This is a genomic window from Pseudogemmobacter lacusdianii (assembly GCF_030848395.1).
GTDB lineage: Bacteria > Pseudomonadota > Alphaproteobacteria > Rhodobacterales > Rhodobacteraceae > Pseudogemmobacter > Pseudogemmobacter lacusdianii.
Genome location: NZ_JAVDBT010000008.1, coordinates 61,746 through 77,766, shown reverse-complemented (window position 1 = coordinate 77,766; position 16,021 = coordinate 61,746). Strand labels below are relative to the sequence as shown.

The 16,021-nt window shown below is 60.6% G+C and carries 22 protein-coding genes; all 22 read left to right on the top strand.

Annotated elements, in window-relative coordinates:
* The first annotated feature begins 41 nt into the window (after positions 1–41).
* The 22 genes from Q9295_RS09845 to nuoL all read left to right on the top strand — a co-directional run bounded on the left by Q9295_RS09845 (position 42) and on the right by nuoL (position 16,020).
* A complete protein-coding gene (locus tag Q9295_RS09845) occupies positions 42–407 on the top strand; it encodes an NADH-quinone oxidoreductase subunit A (RefSeq protein WP_306680387.1) in 366 nt (121 codons plus the stop codon).
* The gene (locus tag Q9295_RS09840; RefSeq protein WP_306680386.1) at positions 398–931 is read left to right on the top strand and encodes a NuoB/complex I 20 kDa subunit family protein; all 534 of its coding nucleotides are present in this window, start codon (positions 398–400) and stop codon (positions 929–931) included. The genes Q9295_RS09845 and Q9295_RS09840 overlap by 10 nt, the downstream gene beginning before the upstream one ends.
* Before the next feature lie 4 nt (positions 932–935).
* Positions 936–1,541, top strand: a complete 606-nt coding sequence (locus tag Q9295_RS09835) for an NADH-quinone oxidoreductase subunit C (protein WP_306680385.1) — start codon at positions 936–938, stop codon at positions 1,539–1,541.
* On the top strand, positions 1,541–2,782 hold the full coding sequence (locus tag Q9295_RS09830; RefSeq protein WP_373457448.1) for an NADH-quinone oxidoreductase subunit D: 1,242 nt from the start codon (positions 1,541–1,543) through the stop codon (positions 2,780–2,782). Before Q9295_RS09835 ends, Q9295_RS09830 begins: the two co-directional genes overlap by 1 nt.
* Positions 2,782–3,957 (top strand): NADH-quinone oxidoreductase subunit E, encoded by a 1,176-nt coding sequence (locus Q9295_RS09825; protein ID WP_306680383.1) that lies wholly within the window; start codon positions 2,782–2,784, stop codon positions 3,955–3,957. Before Q9295_RS09830 ends, Q9295_RS09825 begins: the two co-directional genes overlap by 1 nt.
* A 9-nt stretch (positions 3,958–3,966) precedes the next feature.
* Positions 3,967–4,188: a DUF5337 family protein gene (locus Q9295_RS09820; protein ID WP_306680382.1), complete on the top strand. Its 222-nt coding sequence runs from the start codon at positions 3,967–3,969 to the stop codon at positions 4,186–4,188.
* A 10-nt stretch (positions 4,189–4,198) separates the two neighbouring features.
* Complete coding sequence (gene nuoF, locus Q9295_RS09815; RefSeq protein ID WP_306680381.1) at positions 4,199–5,497, top strand: NADH-quinone oxidoreductase subunit NuoF; 1,299 nt, start codon at positions 4,199–4,201, stop codon at positions 5,495–5,497.
* Positions 5,497–5,895: a hypothetical protein gene (locus Q9295_RS09810; protein WP_306680380.1), complete on the top strand. Its 399-nt coding sequence runs from the start codon at positions 5,497–5,499 to the stop codon at positions 5,893–5,895. Before nuoF ends, Q9295_RS09810 begins: the two co-directional genes overlap by 1 nt.
* Complete coding sequence (locus Q9295_RS09805) at positions 5,892–6,164, top strand: hypothetical protein (protein ID WP_306680379.1); 273 nt, start codon at positions 5,892–5,894, stop codon at positions 6,162–6,164. The genes Q9295_RS09810 and Q9295_RS09805 overlap by 4 nt, the downstream gene beginning before the upstream one ends.
* A 98-nt stretch (positions 6,165–6,262) precedes the next feature.
* Positions 6,263–6,682 (top strand): DUF5333 domain-containing protein, encoded by a 420-nt coding sequence (locus tag Q9295_RS09800; protein ID WP_306680378.1) that lies wholly within the window; start codon positions 6,263–6,265, stop codon positions 6,680–6,682.
* Positions 6,679–7,215: a DUF3291 domain-containing protein gene (locus Q9295_RS09795; protein ID WP_306680376.1), complete on the top strand. Its 537-nt coding sequence runs from the start codon at positions 6,679–6,681 to the stop codon at positions 7,213–7,215. The genes Q9295_RS09800 and Q9295_RS09795 overlap by 4 nt, the downstream gene beginning before the upstream one ends.
* A gap of 4 nt (positions 7,216–7,219) precedes the next feature.
* Positions 7,220–9,238: an NADH-quinone oxidoreductase subunit NuoG gene (nuoG, locus tag Q9295_RS09790; RefSeq protein ID WP_306680375.1), complete on the top strand. Its 2,019-nt coding sequence runs from the start codon at positions 7,220–7,222 to the stop codon at positions 9,236–9,238.
* Between the two features lie 2 nt (positions 9,239–9,240).
* Positions 9,241–9,654 carry a YNQ4 family lipoprotein gene (locus tag Q9295_RS09785; RefSeq protein WP_306680374.1) on the top strand — a complete coding sequence of 138 codons (414 nt, stop codon included), beginning with the start codon at positions 9,241–9,243 and terminating at the stop codon, positions 9,652–9,654.
* A 10-nt stretch (positions 9,655–9,664) separates the two neighbouring features.
* Entirely contained in the window at positions 9,665–10,699 is a 1,035-nt protein-coding gene (gene nuoH / locus Q9295_RS09780) for an NADH-quinone oxidoreductase subunit NuoH (RefSeq protein ID WP_306680373.1), read from the top strand.
* 1 nt (position 10,700) lies between these two features.
* Positions 10,701–11,195: an NADH-quinone oxidoreductase subunit NuoI gene (nuoI, locus tag Q9295_RS09775; protein WP_306680372.1), complete on the top strand. Its 495-nt coding sequence runs from the start codon at positions 10,701–10,703 to the stop codon at positions 11,193–11,195.
* A gap of 9 nt (positions 11,196–11,204) precedes the next feature.
* Positions 11,205–11,696, top strand: a complete 492-nt coding sequence (locus Q9295_RS09770; protein ID WP_306680371.1) for a hypothetical protein — start codon at positions 11,205–11,207, stop codon at positions 11,694–11,696.
* On the top strand, positions 11,693–12,097 hold the full coding sequence (locus tag Q9295_RS09765; RefSeq protein WP_306680370.1) for a carboxymuconolactone decarboxylase family protein: 405 nt from the start codon (positions 11,693–11,695) through the stop codon (positions 12,095–12,097). Before Q9295_RS09770 ends, Q9295_RS09765 begins: the two co-directional genes overlap by 4 nt.
* Positions 12,098–12,100: 3 nt before the next feature.
* Complete coding sequence (locus tag Q9295_RS09760; protein ID WP_306680369.1) at positions 12,101–12,691, top strand: NADH-quinone oxidoreductase subunit J; 591 nt, start codon at positions 12,101–12,103, stop codon at positions 12,689–12,691.
* A 3-nt stretch (positions 12,692–12,694) separates the two neighbouring features.
* Positions 12,695–13,228, top strand: a complete 534-nt coding sequence (locus Q9295_RS09755; RefSeq protein WP_306680368.1) for a hypothetical protein — start codon at positions 12,695–12,697, stop codon at positions 13,226–13,228.
* Positions 13,229–13,384: 156 nt separating this feature from the next.
* The gene (gene nuoK / locus Q9295_RS09750) at positions 13,385–13,690 is read left to right on the top strand and encodes an NADH-quinone oxidoreductase subunit NuoK (protein ID WP_306680367.1); all 306 of its coding nucleotides are present in this window, start codon (positions 13,385–13,387) and stop codon (positions 13,688–13,690) included.
* A gap of 3 nt (positions 13,691–13,693) precedes the next feature.
* The gene (locus Q9295_RS09745) at positions 13,694–13,873 is read left to right on the top strand and encodes a hypothetical protein (protein WP_306680366.1); all 180 of its coding nucleotides are present in this window, start codon (positions 13,694–13,696) and stop codon (positions 13,871–13,873) included.
* Positions 13,873–16,020 (top strand): NADH-quinone oxidoreductase subunit L, encoded by a 2,148-nt coding sequence (gene nuoL, locus Q9295_RS09740; RefSeq protein WP_306680365.1) that lies wholly within the window; start codon positions 13,873–13,875, stop codon positions 16,018–16,020. Before Q9295_RS09745 ends, nuoL begins: the two co-directional genes overlap by 1 nt.
* Position 16,021: the final 1 nt, after the last annotated feature.

Genomic DNA, 16,021 nt, shown 5'->3' with positions numbered 1-16,021 from the left:
GCACCCGCAGCTCGCCCGTGGCCAGCTGTAAGGAGTATCTCGTGGACCCGCTTCTCCGAGAGTATCTACCGATCCTCATTCTGCTCGCGATCGCTGTCGGCCTTGGGATCGTTCTGATCCTTGCCGCTGCCGTGATCGCGGTGCGCAACCCGGACCCCGAAAAGGTCTCGGCTTACGAATGCGGTTTTAACGCCTTTGACGATGCCCGGATGAAGTTCGATGTGCGCTTCTATCTGGTCTCGATCTTGTTCATCATCTTTGACCTTGAGGTCGCCTTCCTCTTCCCATGGGCGGTGGCATTTGGCGAAATCTCGATGTTGGCCTTCTGGTCGATGATGATCTTTCTTGGGGTTCTGACCGTCGGCTTTGCCTATGAATGGAAGAAGGGGGCTCTGGAATGGGAGTGATGACCGGGGCCAATACGGCCGGTGGCGACCATGAGGTTGCCGTTCAAGCCCTGAATCGTGAGTTGCAGGACAAAGGTTTCCTGCTGACCTCGACCGAGGATATCATCAACTGGGCGCGCATCGGCTCGCTGCATTGGATGACCTTTGGTCTGGCCTGCTGCGCGGTTGAGATGATGCATACCTCGATGCCGCGCTATGACCTTGAGCGTTTTGGCACCGCCCCGCGCGCTTCGCCGCGTCAGTCGGACTTGATGATCGTTGCGGGCACTTTGACCAATAAGATGGCCCCGGCTCTGCGCAAGGTCTACGACCAGATGCCCGAGCCGCGCTATGTGATCTCGATGGGCAGCTGCGCCAATGGCGGCGGCTATTACCACTACAGCTATTCGGTGGTGCGCGGGTGCGATCGCATCGTGCCGATCGATGTCTATGTGCCGGGCTGCCCGCCCACGGCCGAGGCATTGCTCTATGGGATCTTGCAGTTGCAGCGGAAAATCCGCCGCACCGGCACGTTGGTGAGGTAAGCGGATGTCCGAAGCTTTGCTTGAACTGGGCGCGCTGATCGCGCTGAAGCAGGTGGATGCCGTGCAATCCACCGAGGTCGCCTTTGGTGAACTGACCGTGACCGCCAATCTGGCGCATCTGACCACGCTGATCGAATATCTGCGCGATGACAGCTCGTGCCAGTTCACTTCGCTCGTGGATATTACCGCTGTGGATCACCCGCAGCGCGTGGCGCGGTTTGACGTGGTCTACCACTTCCTGTCGATGCAGCGGAACCAGCGCATCCGGGTGAAAGTGGCTGTGCGCGAAGATGAGATGGTGCCGTCTTTGGTTGGCCTGCATCCGGCGGCGAACTGGGAAGAGCGCGAAGTCTTCGATATGTTCGGTATCCTCTTCTCGGGGCATCCGGACCTGCGCCGCATCCTCACCGACTACGGCTTCCGTGGTCATCCTTTGCGCAAAGACTTCCCCACCACGGGCTATGTCGAAGTGCGTTACGACGAAGTGCAAAAGCGCGTGGTCTATGAGCCGGTGAAACTGGTGCAAGAATACCGCCAGTTCGACTTCATGTCGCCTTGGGAAGGGGCGGAATACATCCTCCCGGGTGATCAGAAAGCAGAGGCGAAGTGATGGACGGCGATATCCGGCGCAACACCTATGACGACGGCTCGATGGATTTCGAGACCGGCGAACAGCGCATCCGCAACTTCAACATCAACTTCGGCCCGCAACACCCTGCGGCACACGGCGTTTTGCGTCTGGTGCTGGAGCTGGACGGCGAGATCGTTGAACGCTGCGACCCGCATATCGGCCTGCTGCATCGCGGCACCGAGAAGCTGATGGAATCGCGGACCTATCTGCAAAACCTGCCCTATTTCGACCGCCTCGACTATGTGGCGCCGATGAACCAAGAACATGCTTGGTGCTTGGCGATCGAGCGGCTGACCGGCACCGTGGTGCCGCGCCGGGCGCAGCTCATTCGCGTGCTTTACTCGGAAATCGGCCGGGTGCTGAACCACCTGATGAACCTCACGACCGGTGCGATGGACGTGGGCGCGCTGACCCCGCCGCTGTGGGGCTTTGAAGAGCGCGAAAAGCTGATGATCTTCTACGAGCGGGCCTGTGGCGCGCGTCTGCATGCGGCCTATTTCCGGCCCGGTGGCGTGCACCAAGACCTGCCGCCGGCACTGATCGATGATATCGAGACTTGGGCCGAGGCTTTCCCGAAGTTCATCGACGATCTCGACACGCTCTTGACCGAAAACCGGATCTTCAAGCAGCGCACCGTGGATATCGCCGTGGTCTCGAAGCAAGACGCTTTGGACTGGGGCTTCTCGGGTGTGATGGTGCGCGGCTCGGGCATGGCTTGGGATTTGCGCCGCGCGCAACCCTATGAATGCTATGACGAATTCGACTTCCAGATCCCGGTCGGCAAGAATGGCGACTGCTATGACCGCTATCTTTGCCGCATGGCCGAGATGCGGGAATCGACCAAGATCATCCTGCAAGCCTGCGCCAAACTGCGCGAAAGCTCGGCCCAGACCGACGTTCTGGCCCGCGGCAAGCTGACCCCGCCGAAACGCGGTGAGATGAAGACCTCGATGGAGGCGCTGATCCACCATTTCAAACTTTACACCGAGGGCTTCCACGTCCCGGCAGGTGAGGTTTACGCGGCGGTTGAGGCGCCGAAGGGTGAATTCGGCGTCTATCTGGTCGCCGATGGCACCAACAAACCCTATCGCTCGAAGATCCGCGCGCCGGGCTATCTGCATTTGCAGGCGATGGATTATCTGGCCAAAGGCCACCAGCTGGCCGACGTTTCGGCCATCATCGCCACGCTTGATATCGTGTTCGGAGAGGTTGACCGCTAATGCTCCGCCGCCTGCATCCGGTTCAGCCGGACTCCTTCGCCTTCACCCCGGCCAACTTGGCTTGGGCCGAGGGCCAGATCGCCAAATATCCCGCGGGCCGTCAGGCCTCGGCGGTGATCCCGCTTCTGTGGCGCGCCCAAGAGCAGGAGGGCTGGCTCAGCCGTCCCGCGATTGAAAATGTCGCCAACCTTTTGGGGCTGGCCTATATTCGCGTGCTGGAAGTCGCGACCTTCTACTTCATGTTCCAACTGCAACCGGTTGGTTCGGTGGCGAATATCCAGATCTGCGGCACCACGTCTTGCATGATCTGCGGGGCAGAAGATCTGATCGCGGTCTGCAAAGAGTTGATCGCGCCGGCGCCGCATACGCTCTCGGCTGATGGCAAATTCTCTTGGGAAGAGGTCGAGTGCCTTGGCGCATGCGCCAACGCGCCGATGGCGATGATCGGTAAGGATTATTACGAAGATCTCACGCCCGAGAAACTGCGTCAGCTGATCGCGCGCTTCACCACCGGCGAAGTGCCGGTGCCGGGCTCGCAGATCGGGCGCTATTCGTCCGAGCCCGCAGCCGGTTTGACCTCGTTGCAAGCCCATGCCGAGGGCCGGGTGGAGCGCAATGCTTCCGTGGGCCTGGCCTTGAGCATCGGCGATACCGTTAAGCGTATCGACGGCACCGAAGTGCCGCTCTCGACGCCTTGGATCGCCAAGCCCGAGACGCCGAAAGCTGCAAAGCCAACTGCAGCTGTGCGCAAGGCTGAGAAGGGCCTTGATCCGGCTTTGGGTGAGGCGCTTTCGGCAGGCAAGCCTGAGACGGATGCCACCGCTCCGGCTGGTGTGGCCGTTGCGGCTCCGGGCCAGAACACGGCAACCGGCGACGCGAAGCCCGCTGCAGCTTTGGACGCCCGTCAGCTTGCCGCGCCGCGCGCGGGCGCTGGCGATGATCTGAAGAAGATCGAAGGCATCGGCCCGGTGGCTGAGAAGCTTCTCAACGACAACGGTGTCTTCCACTTCGACCAGATCGCTGGTTGGAGCGAAGAAGACGTTGCCTTCTTCGATGCGAAGATGGACCGTTTCAAAGGCCGGATCACCCGCGATCGTTGGGTGGCGCAGGCCAAGATCATCGTGACCGAAGGGCTGGAGCGTTTCCTCGAACGCGCCCGCTCGAACGACTACTAAGGGCAAGCCATGACCAAGCCCGACGCACAAGAGCTTCGCAACGCCCGCTCGGCCCGATTGGTGGCCGTGGTGTTGGCGGTGACGATGATCTTGTGGATGGGGCTGCAAGTGGTTGGGGGCGAGATGGGCTGGAGCCCGCGTTTCGCCTTCCTTTTCGACCTTGCCGCACTGGCTGCGTTCCTTTGGGCGCTGGTCGTGACGTATCAGATCTGGCGCGCGCGCCGGGGATAAGGAAAAGACGATGCTCAAGGATCAGGACCGGATCTTTACCAACCTTTACGGGATGCATGATCGCAGCCTGAAGGGCGCTATGGCGCGCGGTCATTGGGACGGCACGGCGGCGATCATCGCGCGCGGCCGCGATAAGATCGTGGATGAGATGAAAGCCTCGGGCCTTCGTGGGCGCGGTGGTGCGGGCTTCCCGACCGGCATGAAATGGTCCTTCATGCCGAAAGCTTCGGATGGGCGTCCGTCCTATTTGGTGATCAATGCCGACGAATCCGAGCCCGCGACCTGTAAAGACCGCGAGATCATGCGCCATGATCCGCATACGCTGATCGAAGGCGCTTTGATTGCCTCTTTCGCGATGGGCGCCAATGCCGCCTATATCTACATTCGCGGCGAATATATCCGCGAGCGTGAGGCGCTGCAGGCCGCGATCGACGAATGCTATGACGCGGGACTTTTGGGCAAGAATGCCGCCAAATCCGGCTGGGATTTCGACCTTTACCTGCACCACGGGGCAGGGGCTTACATCTGCGGAGAAGAGACCGCTTTGCTGGAAAGCCTTGAAGGCAAGAAGGGCATGCCCCGGATGAAACCGCCGTTCCCGGCAGGTGCGGGCCTTTATGGCTGCCCGACCACGGTGAACAACGTCGAATCCATCGCCGTCGTGCCGACCATCCTGCGCCGTGGCCCGGAATGGTTCGCCTCCTTCGGCCGTCCGAACAACGCGGGCGTGAAGCTTTTCGCGATGTCGGGCCATGTGATGACGCCCTGCGTCATCGAAGAGTCGATGTCGATCTCGATGCGCGAGCTGATCGAAGTGCATGGCGGCGGCGTGCGGGGCGGCTGGAGCAACCTCAAGGCCGTGATCCCGGGCGGCGCGTCTTGCCCGATCTTGACCGCCGAGCAATGCGAAAACGCCATCATGGATTATGACGGCATGCGCGAGCTGAAGTCGTCTTTCGGCACCGCTTGCATGATCGTCATGGATCAAAGCACGGACGTAATCAAAGCGATCTGGCGTCTGTCGAAGTTCTTCAAGCATGAAAGCTGCGGCCAGTGCACGCCTTGCCGCGAAGGCACCGGCTGGATGATGCGCGTCATGGGCCGTCTCGTGACCGGCGAGGCTGAGATCGAAGAGATCGACATGCTCTTGGAAGTGACCAAGCAAGTCGAAGGCCACACGATTTGTGCGCTTGGCGATGCGGCGGCTTGGCCGATCCAAGGCCTGATCCGCAACTTCCGCGGCGAGATTGAAGACCGGATCAAGGCCAAGAAAACCGGCCGGATCTCGGCAGCTTTGGCGGCTGAGTGATGCGCGCCCGCGCCCTTCTTCTGGCTTTTGCGCTTCTGCCCTGCGGCTTTGCCGCTGGGGCTGAAGACATGGCCAGCACGGGCGCGGCTGATCCCAATGCTGTGGCGACTCCGCTGCAAGAAACCGTCTCTTTGGGCGGCGCAGATTATCTGACGCAGATCGACCGGCCTGTGGTGGATCAGACCACGGTTAATGGTGCAGCGGTGTCGCTTGCGCCAGCGGGCAGTGGTTCGGTTCGGGTTGCGCGCGCGGATGGCGGCTCGATGGCGGATGAGGGCTACCGTGCTCGCGAAGTGCTGTCTGCCACCTGCGCTGCGCAAGGCATGATTGCCAATGCCGGGGCCGCGCCTATTCTTGGCTCGGACGGGGCTTGGGTCTTCGTCGAGGGCTGTCTATGAGAGCCGCCCTTCCGCTTTTGGTTTTGCCCTTGGCCGCTTGCGTCGCCGCAAGCCCGGCGCCTGTGGCTCCGCGCGCCGATATCGGTGCGAGTTTGGTGCAAGCGGGCAAGGCCGTGCGCGTGACGCGCACCAATGGCCCGGCTTATGCGATGTGGGATGGCATTGCCGCCCGTCGTGACGCCGACGCTTTGTGCGGCGGCAAAGTCAAAGCCTCTATCTACGACCGGTTTGAGGCGGGTACTTGGGTCTATGTGGAGGGCTGCGCATGACGCCGCTTCACGTCCCCGCGAGAACCGCCCCTTGTCATGGCATATCAACGCCCTGCGCCCCCACCTTCATGGCATCTTATTATGCCAAGGAGGCCAAGATGCGCCCGTTTACCCTGTCGTTGAAACCCACTTTGATCGCCGTTGCTTTGCTCGGTGCCGCGCCCGCTTTGGCGCTGGAGCCCATCAACAAAGAAGCCCATATCAACAATATCCTGTTGCAGGGCTTCATCGCCGATAAGATCGCCGACACATGCCCCGCCATGGAGCCGCGCAAGCTGCGCGCTTTGGGTGAGCTGAACAAGCTGCGCGATTACGCCTTGAAAAAGGGCTATAGCTCGGCCGAGGTGAAGAACTTCGTCACTTCGAAGACTGAAAAGGCCCGCGGCAAGAAAGAAGCCATTGCTTGGCTGGCAAAATCCGGCGCCAAAGAGGGCGATGCCGCTGCGCATTGCAAGATTGGTCGCGCTGAGATCGCGAAAAGCTCGCTGATCGGCTATTTGCTAAGGGATAAGGGATGACATCAACCCCGACCCTTTCCCGCGACATGCAGCTTGCCGAATATAACTTCGGCACGCTGGCCTATGGCTGGGAGGATCCGCGCACCGCGGATTTCGCCAATGGTCTCGACCGGGTCTATGCGATTGCCGAAAGCGCTGAGGGCTATGTCTGGCGCATGACGGATGAGGATGCGGGCAGGGACGGCGCCTTGGAAAGCGATCTCTCGGATGAGGATCGCGCCCAGCTCAACCACCCCAATATCGCCCATTCGCTCTCGGTCTGGACTTCGGTCGAAGCTTTGGAGCATTTCGTCTGGAATACGGTCCATCGCCAGTTTTACGCCCGCAAAGCGGAGTGGTATGCGGCGAAGGGCAACGGAAATCTGGTTCTGTGGTGGGTGCCTGCGGGCAGCCATCCGACCGCGGCCGAGGGTATGTCCCGCTGGCGTCATCGCGAAAGCCATGGCGACAGCGATCATGCCTTTGGCTGGTCTCATTTGAAAGATGCACAGCTTTGGCGCACCAAAGCTTGCGGCAGCGTGGCGGCGGAGTAGCGGCATGTCGAACCTGAAAAAGATCAATATCGACGGCATCGAGGTCGAGGTGGATGGGGCAATGACCATCATCCAGGCGGCTGAAGCGGCCGGGGTCGAGATCCCGCGTTTTTGCTACCATGAGCGGCTGTCGATCGCTGGCAACTGCCGGATGTGCCTTGTGGAAGTCGTCGGTGGCCCGCCGAAACCGGCCGCCTCTTGCGCGATGCAGGTCCGCGACTTGCGTCCGGGCCCGAATGGTGAGGCTCCGGTGGTGAAGACCACCTCGCCGATGGTCAAAAAGGCCCGCGAAGGTGTGATGGAGTTCCTGCTCATCAACCACCCGCTCGATTGCCCGATCTGCGACCAAGGCGGCGAATGCGATCTGCAAGACCAAGCGATGGCTTATGGCGTGGACTTCTCGCGCTACCGCGAGCCGAAGCGCGCCTCGGATGAGCTGAACCTTGGCCCCTTGGTCAAGACCGCAATGACGCGCTGCATTTCCTGCACCCGTTGCGTGCGCTTCACCTCGGAAGTGGCCGGCATCACCCAGATGGGCCAAACCGGTCGCGGCGAGGATAGCGAGATCACCTCCTATCTCAATATGACTTTGGATTCGAACCTGCAGGGCAATATCATTGACCTCTGCCCGGTCGGCGCTTTGACCTCGAAGCCTTACGCTTTCACCGCCCGCCCGTGGGAGCTGACCAAGACCGAAAGCATCGATGTGATGGATGCTTTGGGCTCGAACATCCGCATCGACACCAAAGGCCGCGAAGTGATGCGCATTCTGCCGCGCAACCATGACGGCGTGAATGAAGAGTGGATCTCGGACAAGACCCGCTTCATCTGGGACGGGTTGCGCCGCCAGCGTCTGGACGTGCCTTATGTCCGCGAGAATGGCCGGTTGCGCAAAGCCACTTGGGGTGAGGCTTTGGAAAAAGCCGCTGCCGCGATGAAGGGCCGCAAAACCGTTGGTCTGGTCGGCGATCTCGCTTCGGTCGAGGCGACCTATTCGCTGAAACAGCTGATCGAGTCGCTGGGTGGCAAGGTTGAGGCCCGCACCGATGGTGCGCGTCTGCCGATCGGCAACCGCTCGGCCTATGTCGGCAATGCCCGGATCGAAGATATCGATGCGGCGAAATCGGTGCTGATCATCGGGTCGAACCCGCGCGTGGAAGCGCCGGTGCTGAACGCCCGTATTCGCAAGGCTTGGACGCTTGGTGCCAATGTGGCGCTGATCGGCGAAGCCGTGGATCTGACCTATGATTATGCGCATCTCGGCGCTGACCGCGCCGCTTTGGAGGCGCATGCAGGTTCTGACCTGAGCGCGTTGCAAGACAAAGGCGCTGTGGTCATCATCGGGCAGGGCGCTTTGAATGAGGCCGATGGCGCGGCGGTTCTGGCGCAAGCCATGAAGATCTGCGAGGCCTCGGGCGCGAAGCTTCTGGTGCTGCACACGGCGGCAAGCCGCGTGGGTGCGATGGACGTGGGCGCTGTGACCGAAGGCGGTCTGGTGGCGGCGACCGAAGGGGCTGAGGTGATCTACAACCTCGGCGCCGACGAGGTCGAAATCGCCCCCGGTCCCTTTGTGATCTACCAAGGCAGCCATGGCGATCGCGGTGCCAACCGCGCCGACATCATCCTTCCGGGTGCGGCTTGGACGGAAGAGAACGGGCTTTTCGTCAATACCGAAGGTCGCCCGCAGCTGGCGCTTCGCGCAGGCTTTGCGCCGGGTGAGGCGAAGGAGAACTGGGCGATCCTGCGTGCGCTTTCGGCTGAAGTCGGTGCGCAACTGCCGTGGGATTCGCTGGCTGCTTTGCGCAGCGCACTTGTTGCTGCACATCCGCATCTGGGCCGCATTGATGAGCCGGCGGAAAATGAGTGGCAGGCGCTGGAAATCTTGCCCTTGGGCAAAGCCAGCTTCCGCAATGTGATCAAGGACTTCTACCTGACGAACCCGGTTGCACGCGCGTCTCAGGTCATGGCAGAGCTTTCGGCTATGGCCAAAGCGCGGCAGTCCGCGCCGCTGGCGGCCGAGTAAGCATGGCACGCTTGCTTCCTCAGCGCCTTGCGGCGGGCCTGATCTTCGCCTCAACGGCGGCGGTCGGGGCTTGCACGGGCGGTGCGGAGGTGTCACAGGGGCCGCTCAATCCCTCATACTTGGGGATTGAGACGGTGCTTTTGGACGGAGAAATGGTCAAGTTTCGTGTCGCCATGACCGGCGCGCGTAATGAGGCCGATGTGGAACGATACGGCCGCTGTGCGGCAGCCCAATATGCGCTGATCCGAGGATTTGGGTTTGCGCGCCATGTGCAAACGCAGGTGGCACGAACGAATGAGACTTGGCGGGGGGATGCGGTTTATCTCATCTCAGCCGCTCTGCCTCGGGGACGGCATACCATCGACGCCGAAGTGACGGTGATGGATTGCGGTGAACTGGGCATACCGACGGTGTAAGGGACGGAACATGAGCTTCTTTGACACGACCCTGGGGACGGCAGTCCTGTTGATCCTGCAAAGCCTTGCAGTGGTTGCCTTCGTCATGGGATCGCTGATCTTCATGGTGTATGGCGACCGCAAGATTTGGGCCGCAGTTCAAATGCGTCGCGGGCCGAACGTGGTGGGCCCTTGGGGTCTGCTGCAGACCTTCGCCGATGCGCTGAAATATGTGGTGAAAGAGATCGTGATCCCGGCGGGTGTTGACCGCCCGGTGTTCTTCCTCGCACCTTTGCTCTCCTTCGTGCTGGCGATGCTGGCCTTTGCCGTGATCCCCTTCGATGAAGGTTGGGTTCTGGCCGATATCAACGTTGCCATCCTCTTTGTCTTCGCCGTCTCTTCGCTGGAAGTTTACGGCGTGATTATGGGCGGTTGGGCGTCGAACTCGAAATACGCTTTCCTCGGCTCGCTGCGTTCGGCGGCACAGATGATCTCTTATGAGGTCTCGCTGGGTCTGATCATCATCGGTCTCATCATCTCGACCGGCTCGATGAACATGTCGGCGATCGTGGCGGCGCAAGACACTGGTTACGGCGCGCTTGGCTGGTATTGGCTGCCGCACTTCCCGGTGCTGATCTTGTTCTTCATCTCGGCTTTGGCCGAGACGAACCGTCCGCCCTTCGACTTGCCGGAAGCTGAATCCGAACTCGTCGCCGGCTTCATGGTCGAATATTCCTCGACGCCGTATCTTTTGTTCATGGCCGGTGAATATATCGCCATCTTCCTGATGTGCGCTTTGCTGTCGCTCTTCTTCTTCGGCGGCTGGCTCTCGCCCGTGCCCTTCCTGCCCGATGGCTGGTGGTGGATGGTGGCCAAGATGTGGGCATGGTTCTTCATGTTCGCGATGGTCAAGGCGATCGTGCCGCGTTACCGCTACGACCAACTGATGCGGATCGGTTGGAAAGTCTTCCTGCCGCTGTCGCTGGCTTGGGTTGTGCTGGTGGCGTTCCTTGCAAAATTCGAAGTGCTTGGCGGCTTCTGGGCCCGCTGGGCGGTGGGAGGCTGAGATGGCCAATATCGACTGGAACCGCGCCACACGCTATTTCCTGATGACGGATTTCATCAAGGGCTTTGCCCTTGGCATGAAATACTTCTTCGCGCCGAAGCCGACCGTGAACTACCCGCATGAAAAGGGGCCTTTGTCGCCCCGTTTCCGCGGCGAGCATGCTCTGCGCCGTTATCCCAATGGCGAAGAGCGTTGCATTGCCTGTAAGCTCTGCGAGGCCGTTTGCCCGGCGCAAGCCATCACCATCGACGCCGAGCCCCGTGAAGACGGCTCGCGCCGCACGACGCGCTACGACATCGATATGACGAAATGCATCTATTGCGGCTTCTGCCAAGAGGCTTGCCCGGTGGATGCCATCGTCGAAGGCCCGAACTTCGAATTTTCGACCGAGACCCGTGAAGAGCTGTTCTACGACAAGGACAAGCTTTTGGCGAATGGCGCGCGTTGGGAAGCCCAAATCGCGCGGAACCTTGAACTCGACGCGCCTTACCGCTGAGGATCGCTGATGCGTTGGTTGGAAACAGGATTGGCTGCTGTGGCCGGGGGCGTTATCGCCCTCGGGCTTTCGGCGCTTGTCCATGACCAATTCGTCACGGCACCGGCTCTGATGGGGCCATCGGGCCCGGTTGGCCCGGCTGGGGTTGCAGGACCGCAAGGTCTTGCCGGTCCGGCGGGTGGATTGGGGCCGCAAGGTCCCGTTGGTCCGGCCGGTCCGCAAGGGCCTGCCGGTCCGGTTGGCCCGGAAGGGGCCGAAGGTCCGGCGGGTGCGATGGGCCCGGCTGGGGCAGGGGATCTGGGCCAAGATGCCGCAATCTTGGTCCGCAATGAAGGCGCTTGCCCGAAAGGCTGGGTCTCGGCTGGGCAAACGCAACTCCTGACCTCGCCGCAATATCCCGTGACGCCGGGGCAAACGGTTTCCAATCCGGGCGTCTCCAGCACCGAAGTGATGGGCTGGGCAGCGGTTAACTTTTATCTTTGCGTGAGGGCCGGGCGATGACCGAGACTTACAGCAAGATGGTCCAGCAGATGATGGAAAGCGGGCAAGAGATGCTGCGCTCTTTCAACCCTGCTTTGGAAAACATGCAGATGCCGGGGCTCGACAAGCTTTTCCCCACCATGTCCAAGGACATGATGGAGATGTGGTTTGGCAAGACCTTCAACCGCGAAGGCTTGGACGCCAAAACCCGGCTTTTCGTCACTTTGGCTGCGCTGACCGTCTTGGGCGCGCAGGCCGAGCCTCAGATTAAGGCCACCGTGCGCCATGCTTTGCAGGCCGGAGCCACCGAGCGCGAAATCGCCGAGGTGATCTGGCAGATGAGCATGTTCGGCGGCTTGCCCGCCATGCAAAAGGCATTGGAGCTGGCGCAAGCCGTCTTTGCCGAAAAGAAGGAAGACTAATCCATGACCGTGGTCGATTTCGCCTTTTACCTCTTCGCCATTGTCACCGTTACGGCGGGTCTGATGGTGACCGTGGCGCGCAACCCGGTGCATTCGGTGCTCTGGTTGATCCTGACCTTCTTCTCGGCCGCCGGGCTGATGGTGCTGTTGGGTGCTGAATTCGTCGCCATGCTGCTGTTGATCGTCTATGTCGGCGCTGTGGCGGTGCTTTTCCTCTTCGTTGTCATGATGCTCGACATCGACTTTGCGGCCCTGAAGGGCGAGATGGCACGCTATATGCCGCTTGGCCTTTTGATCGGTCTGGTGCTCATCATGCAATTGATGATTGGCCTTGGTTTCTGGGGCGAGACGGAGCGTTCGACCGCTCTGGACGGTGTCGACAATGCGCGCGCTTTGGGGATGATCCTTTACGACAAATACATCTACCTCTTCCAAGCCTCGGCAATGGTGCTTTTGGTGGCGATGATCGGCGCGATCCTTCTGACTTTGCGCCACCGCAAAGATGTGAAGCGCCAAAACGTGCTGCAACAAATGTGGCGCGACCCGGCCAAACAGCTTGAGCTGAAAGACGTGAAACCGGGGCAGGGGCTCTGATCCATGACCAAGGCGCTGGCATATCTGGCTGGGGGGGCGATGGCGGTGCTGCTGGCATCGCCCAGCCTCGCCTGCTCGCCCGCGCCATTGACGCCTTCGACCACAGTCGAGCGCGGCGAAGCTTGCTCAGCGCGCTCGGTTGTCAGCGAGATCGACTTTGCGGGCTTGGGTGAAGTGAGCCAACTGCCGGGCGGGTTTCTTTTGCAAGAAACTTATGAGGGCAATGTCTGCTACGGCGAAGCAAGCCTCATCGTGATGGATTGCAACACCGGCAAGGCGGCGCTCTTGGGTCCGCAAAGCTTTGATCTGATGCAAGGCGGCGGACAGGGGCAGATGGAGGCTTTGGTCAAAGATCTGAGCCAAGCCGCAGCCAAAGGCGATCTGACGCTGGAAGTGGCGGCCAAAGCCGGTGCCAAGCGCAAGCTGGCGCAATTCGCCAGCGCCAAGACCAAAGACCGGCTGACGATGATGGGCCGTAGCTTCCGCCTCGATTGCGGATGCAAGACGTATTACCCCGAGCTTAAGCCGGGAGGATAACTGCCAAGCCTCTGAAAACAGGGGATAAGGGCAGGAGAGGTTTTGCGGTTCGCGCCGCAACCGATTATAGGGCGGCGTAAAGCCGCGCAACGCAGGGCCCGATGACGGCCATGGGCAAAGAGACAGCGGGCCACAAAGGCCTTGAGGGAACGTAAGATGGTGGGACTTGAACATTACCTGACGGTGGCGGCAGCGCTTTTCGTCATTGGCATCTTCGGGATCTTCCTGAACCGCAAGAACGTGATCGTCATCCTGATGTCGATTGAACTGATCTTGCTGTCGGTGAACATCAACCTTGTCGCCTTCTCGTCCTATCTGGGCGATCTCACGGGCCAAGTCTTCACTTTGTTCGTGCTGACTGTCGCCGCCGCCGAGGCTGCCATCGGTCTGGCCATCCTTGTGGTCTTCTTCCGCAACCGCGGCACCATCGAGGTGGAAGACGTCAACGTGATGAAGGGCTGATCCATGGCCCTCAAACCGGGTGACACCAATGTCTTCGGGATGCAGATCACGGCCCTGAATGGCCGCATGGTCGATCTTGAATGCCCGACCTGCCGCTCGCGCGGCGCGGTTGCGGCGGATGAATTCCAATCGACGCGCTGCGGCTCTTCCGCTTGCGCAGCTAGCCAGGGCAGGACCGAGTAATGGCGACGATCATCCTCTTTGCTCCCTTGATCGGGGCCATTCTTTGTGGCTTCGGTTGGCGGATCATCGGCGAAAAGCCGGCGCAGGTTTTGACCACGGCGGCGGTATTCCTTGCCGCGGCTCTGAGCTGGGTTATCTTTTTCAACATTGGCGCCGAGACGCAGCAGATCACTGTTCTGCGCTGGATTGAATCGGGCACTTTGGGCAGCGAATGGGGCATTCGCATCGACCGCCTGACCGCAATCATGCTGGTCGTGGTGAACTCGGTCTCGGCGCTCGTTCACCTCTATTCCTTTGGCTACATGGCGCATGACGACAATTGGAAAGAGGGCGAGCCCTACCGCGCCCGCTTCTTTGCCTATTTGTCGTTCTTCACCTTTGCCATGCTGATGCTGGTGACCTCGGATAACTTGGTGCAGATGTTCTTCGGCTGGGAAGGGGTGGGCGTCGCTTCCTACCTGCTGATCGGCTTTTACTATCGCAAGCCCTCGGCGGGCGCTGCTGCGATGAAGGCCTTTATCGTCAACCGTGTTGGCGACTTCGGCTTCCTTCTCGGCATCTGCGCGATCTACTTCCTGACGGATTCGATCCGCTTTGATGATATCTTTGCGGCCGCTCCGGCCTTGGCTGAGACCACGATCGCCTTCCTTGGCTCGGAGTGGAATGCGGCCAATGTGATCGGCGTGCTGCTCTTCATCGGCGCAATGGGTAAATCGGCGCAGCTCTTCCTGCACACTTGGTTGCCGGATGCGATGGAAGGCCCGACGCCTGTGTCGGCGCTGATCCACGCCGCAACCATGGTGACCGCCGGTGTCTTCCTCGTCTGCCGCATGTCGCCGCTTTACGAATATGCGCCCGAGGCGACGGCTTTCATCACCGTGCTTGGCGCAATCACCGCATTTGTCGCTGCGACCATTGGTTTGGTGCAGAACGACATCAAACGCGTGATCGCTTATTCGACCATGTCGCAGCTGGGTTATATGTTCGTGGCTGCCGGTGTGGGCGTCTATTCGGTGGCGATGTTCCACCTCTTCACCCACGCTTTCTTCAAAGCAATGCTCTTCCTTGGTGCAGGCTCGGTCATCCATGCCACGCATCATGAGCAAGACATGCGCAACTACGGTGGTTTGCGGAAGAAGATCCCGCTGACCTTCTGGGCGATGATGATCGGCACTTTGGCGATTACCGGCGTAGGTATCCCGCTGACCCATTACGGCTTTGCAGGCTTCCTGTCGAAAGACGCCGTGATTGAAAGCGCCTTTGTCGGCTCGACCTTCGCCTTCGTGCTTTTGGTGATCGCGGCCTGCTTCACCAGCTTCTACAGCTGGCGGCTGATGTTCCTGACCTTCTTTGGCAAAAGCCGGGCAGGGGCACATGGTCACGACGATCATGCGCATGGTCACGACGACCACGCCCATGGCGACCATGGTCACGGCCATCACGAGCCGCATGAAAGCCCCGCTGTCATGCTGATCCCGCTGGGTGTGCTGGCGCTTGGCGCGGCCTTCTCGGGGATGATGTGGTACAAAGTCTTCTTCGGCGATGAGACCGCTGTGCGCGACTGGTTCGGCATGGAGGCTGCACAGCACCAAACCACCGAGGTCGAAGAGGCTCCGGCAGCAGGCGCTGTTGTGGCAACCGAAGGCGCGGCTGAGGCCGAGACCGCCGCGGCTCCGGCCGAAGTTGCTGTGGCCCCCAAAGGTGCGATCTTCATGCACCCCGACAACCATGTGCTGCATGATGCGCATTACGTGCCGAAATGGGTGAAGATCTCGCCCTTCATCGCCATGCTTGTCGGTCTGGCCTTCGCTTGGCTCTTCTACATCCGTCGTCCGGACCTGCCCGGCAAACTCGCCGCGCAACAGCGTCCGCTCTACCTGTTCCTTCTGAACAAATGGTATTTCGACGAGATCTATGACTTCCTCTTCGTCCGCCCTGCAAAATGGCTGGGTCGCTTCCTGTGGAAGAAGGGCGACGGGGCTGTCATCGATGGCACCATCAATGGCGTGGCGATGGGGATTATCCCCTTCTTCACCCGCCTCGCCGGTCGGGCGCAGTCCGGCTATCTCTTCCACTACGCCTTCGCAATGGTGCTGGGGATCGTTGTCCTCGTCACTTGGATGGTGCTTTCGGGCGGCGCCGGGTAAG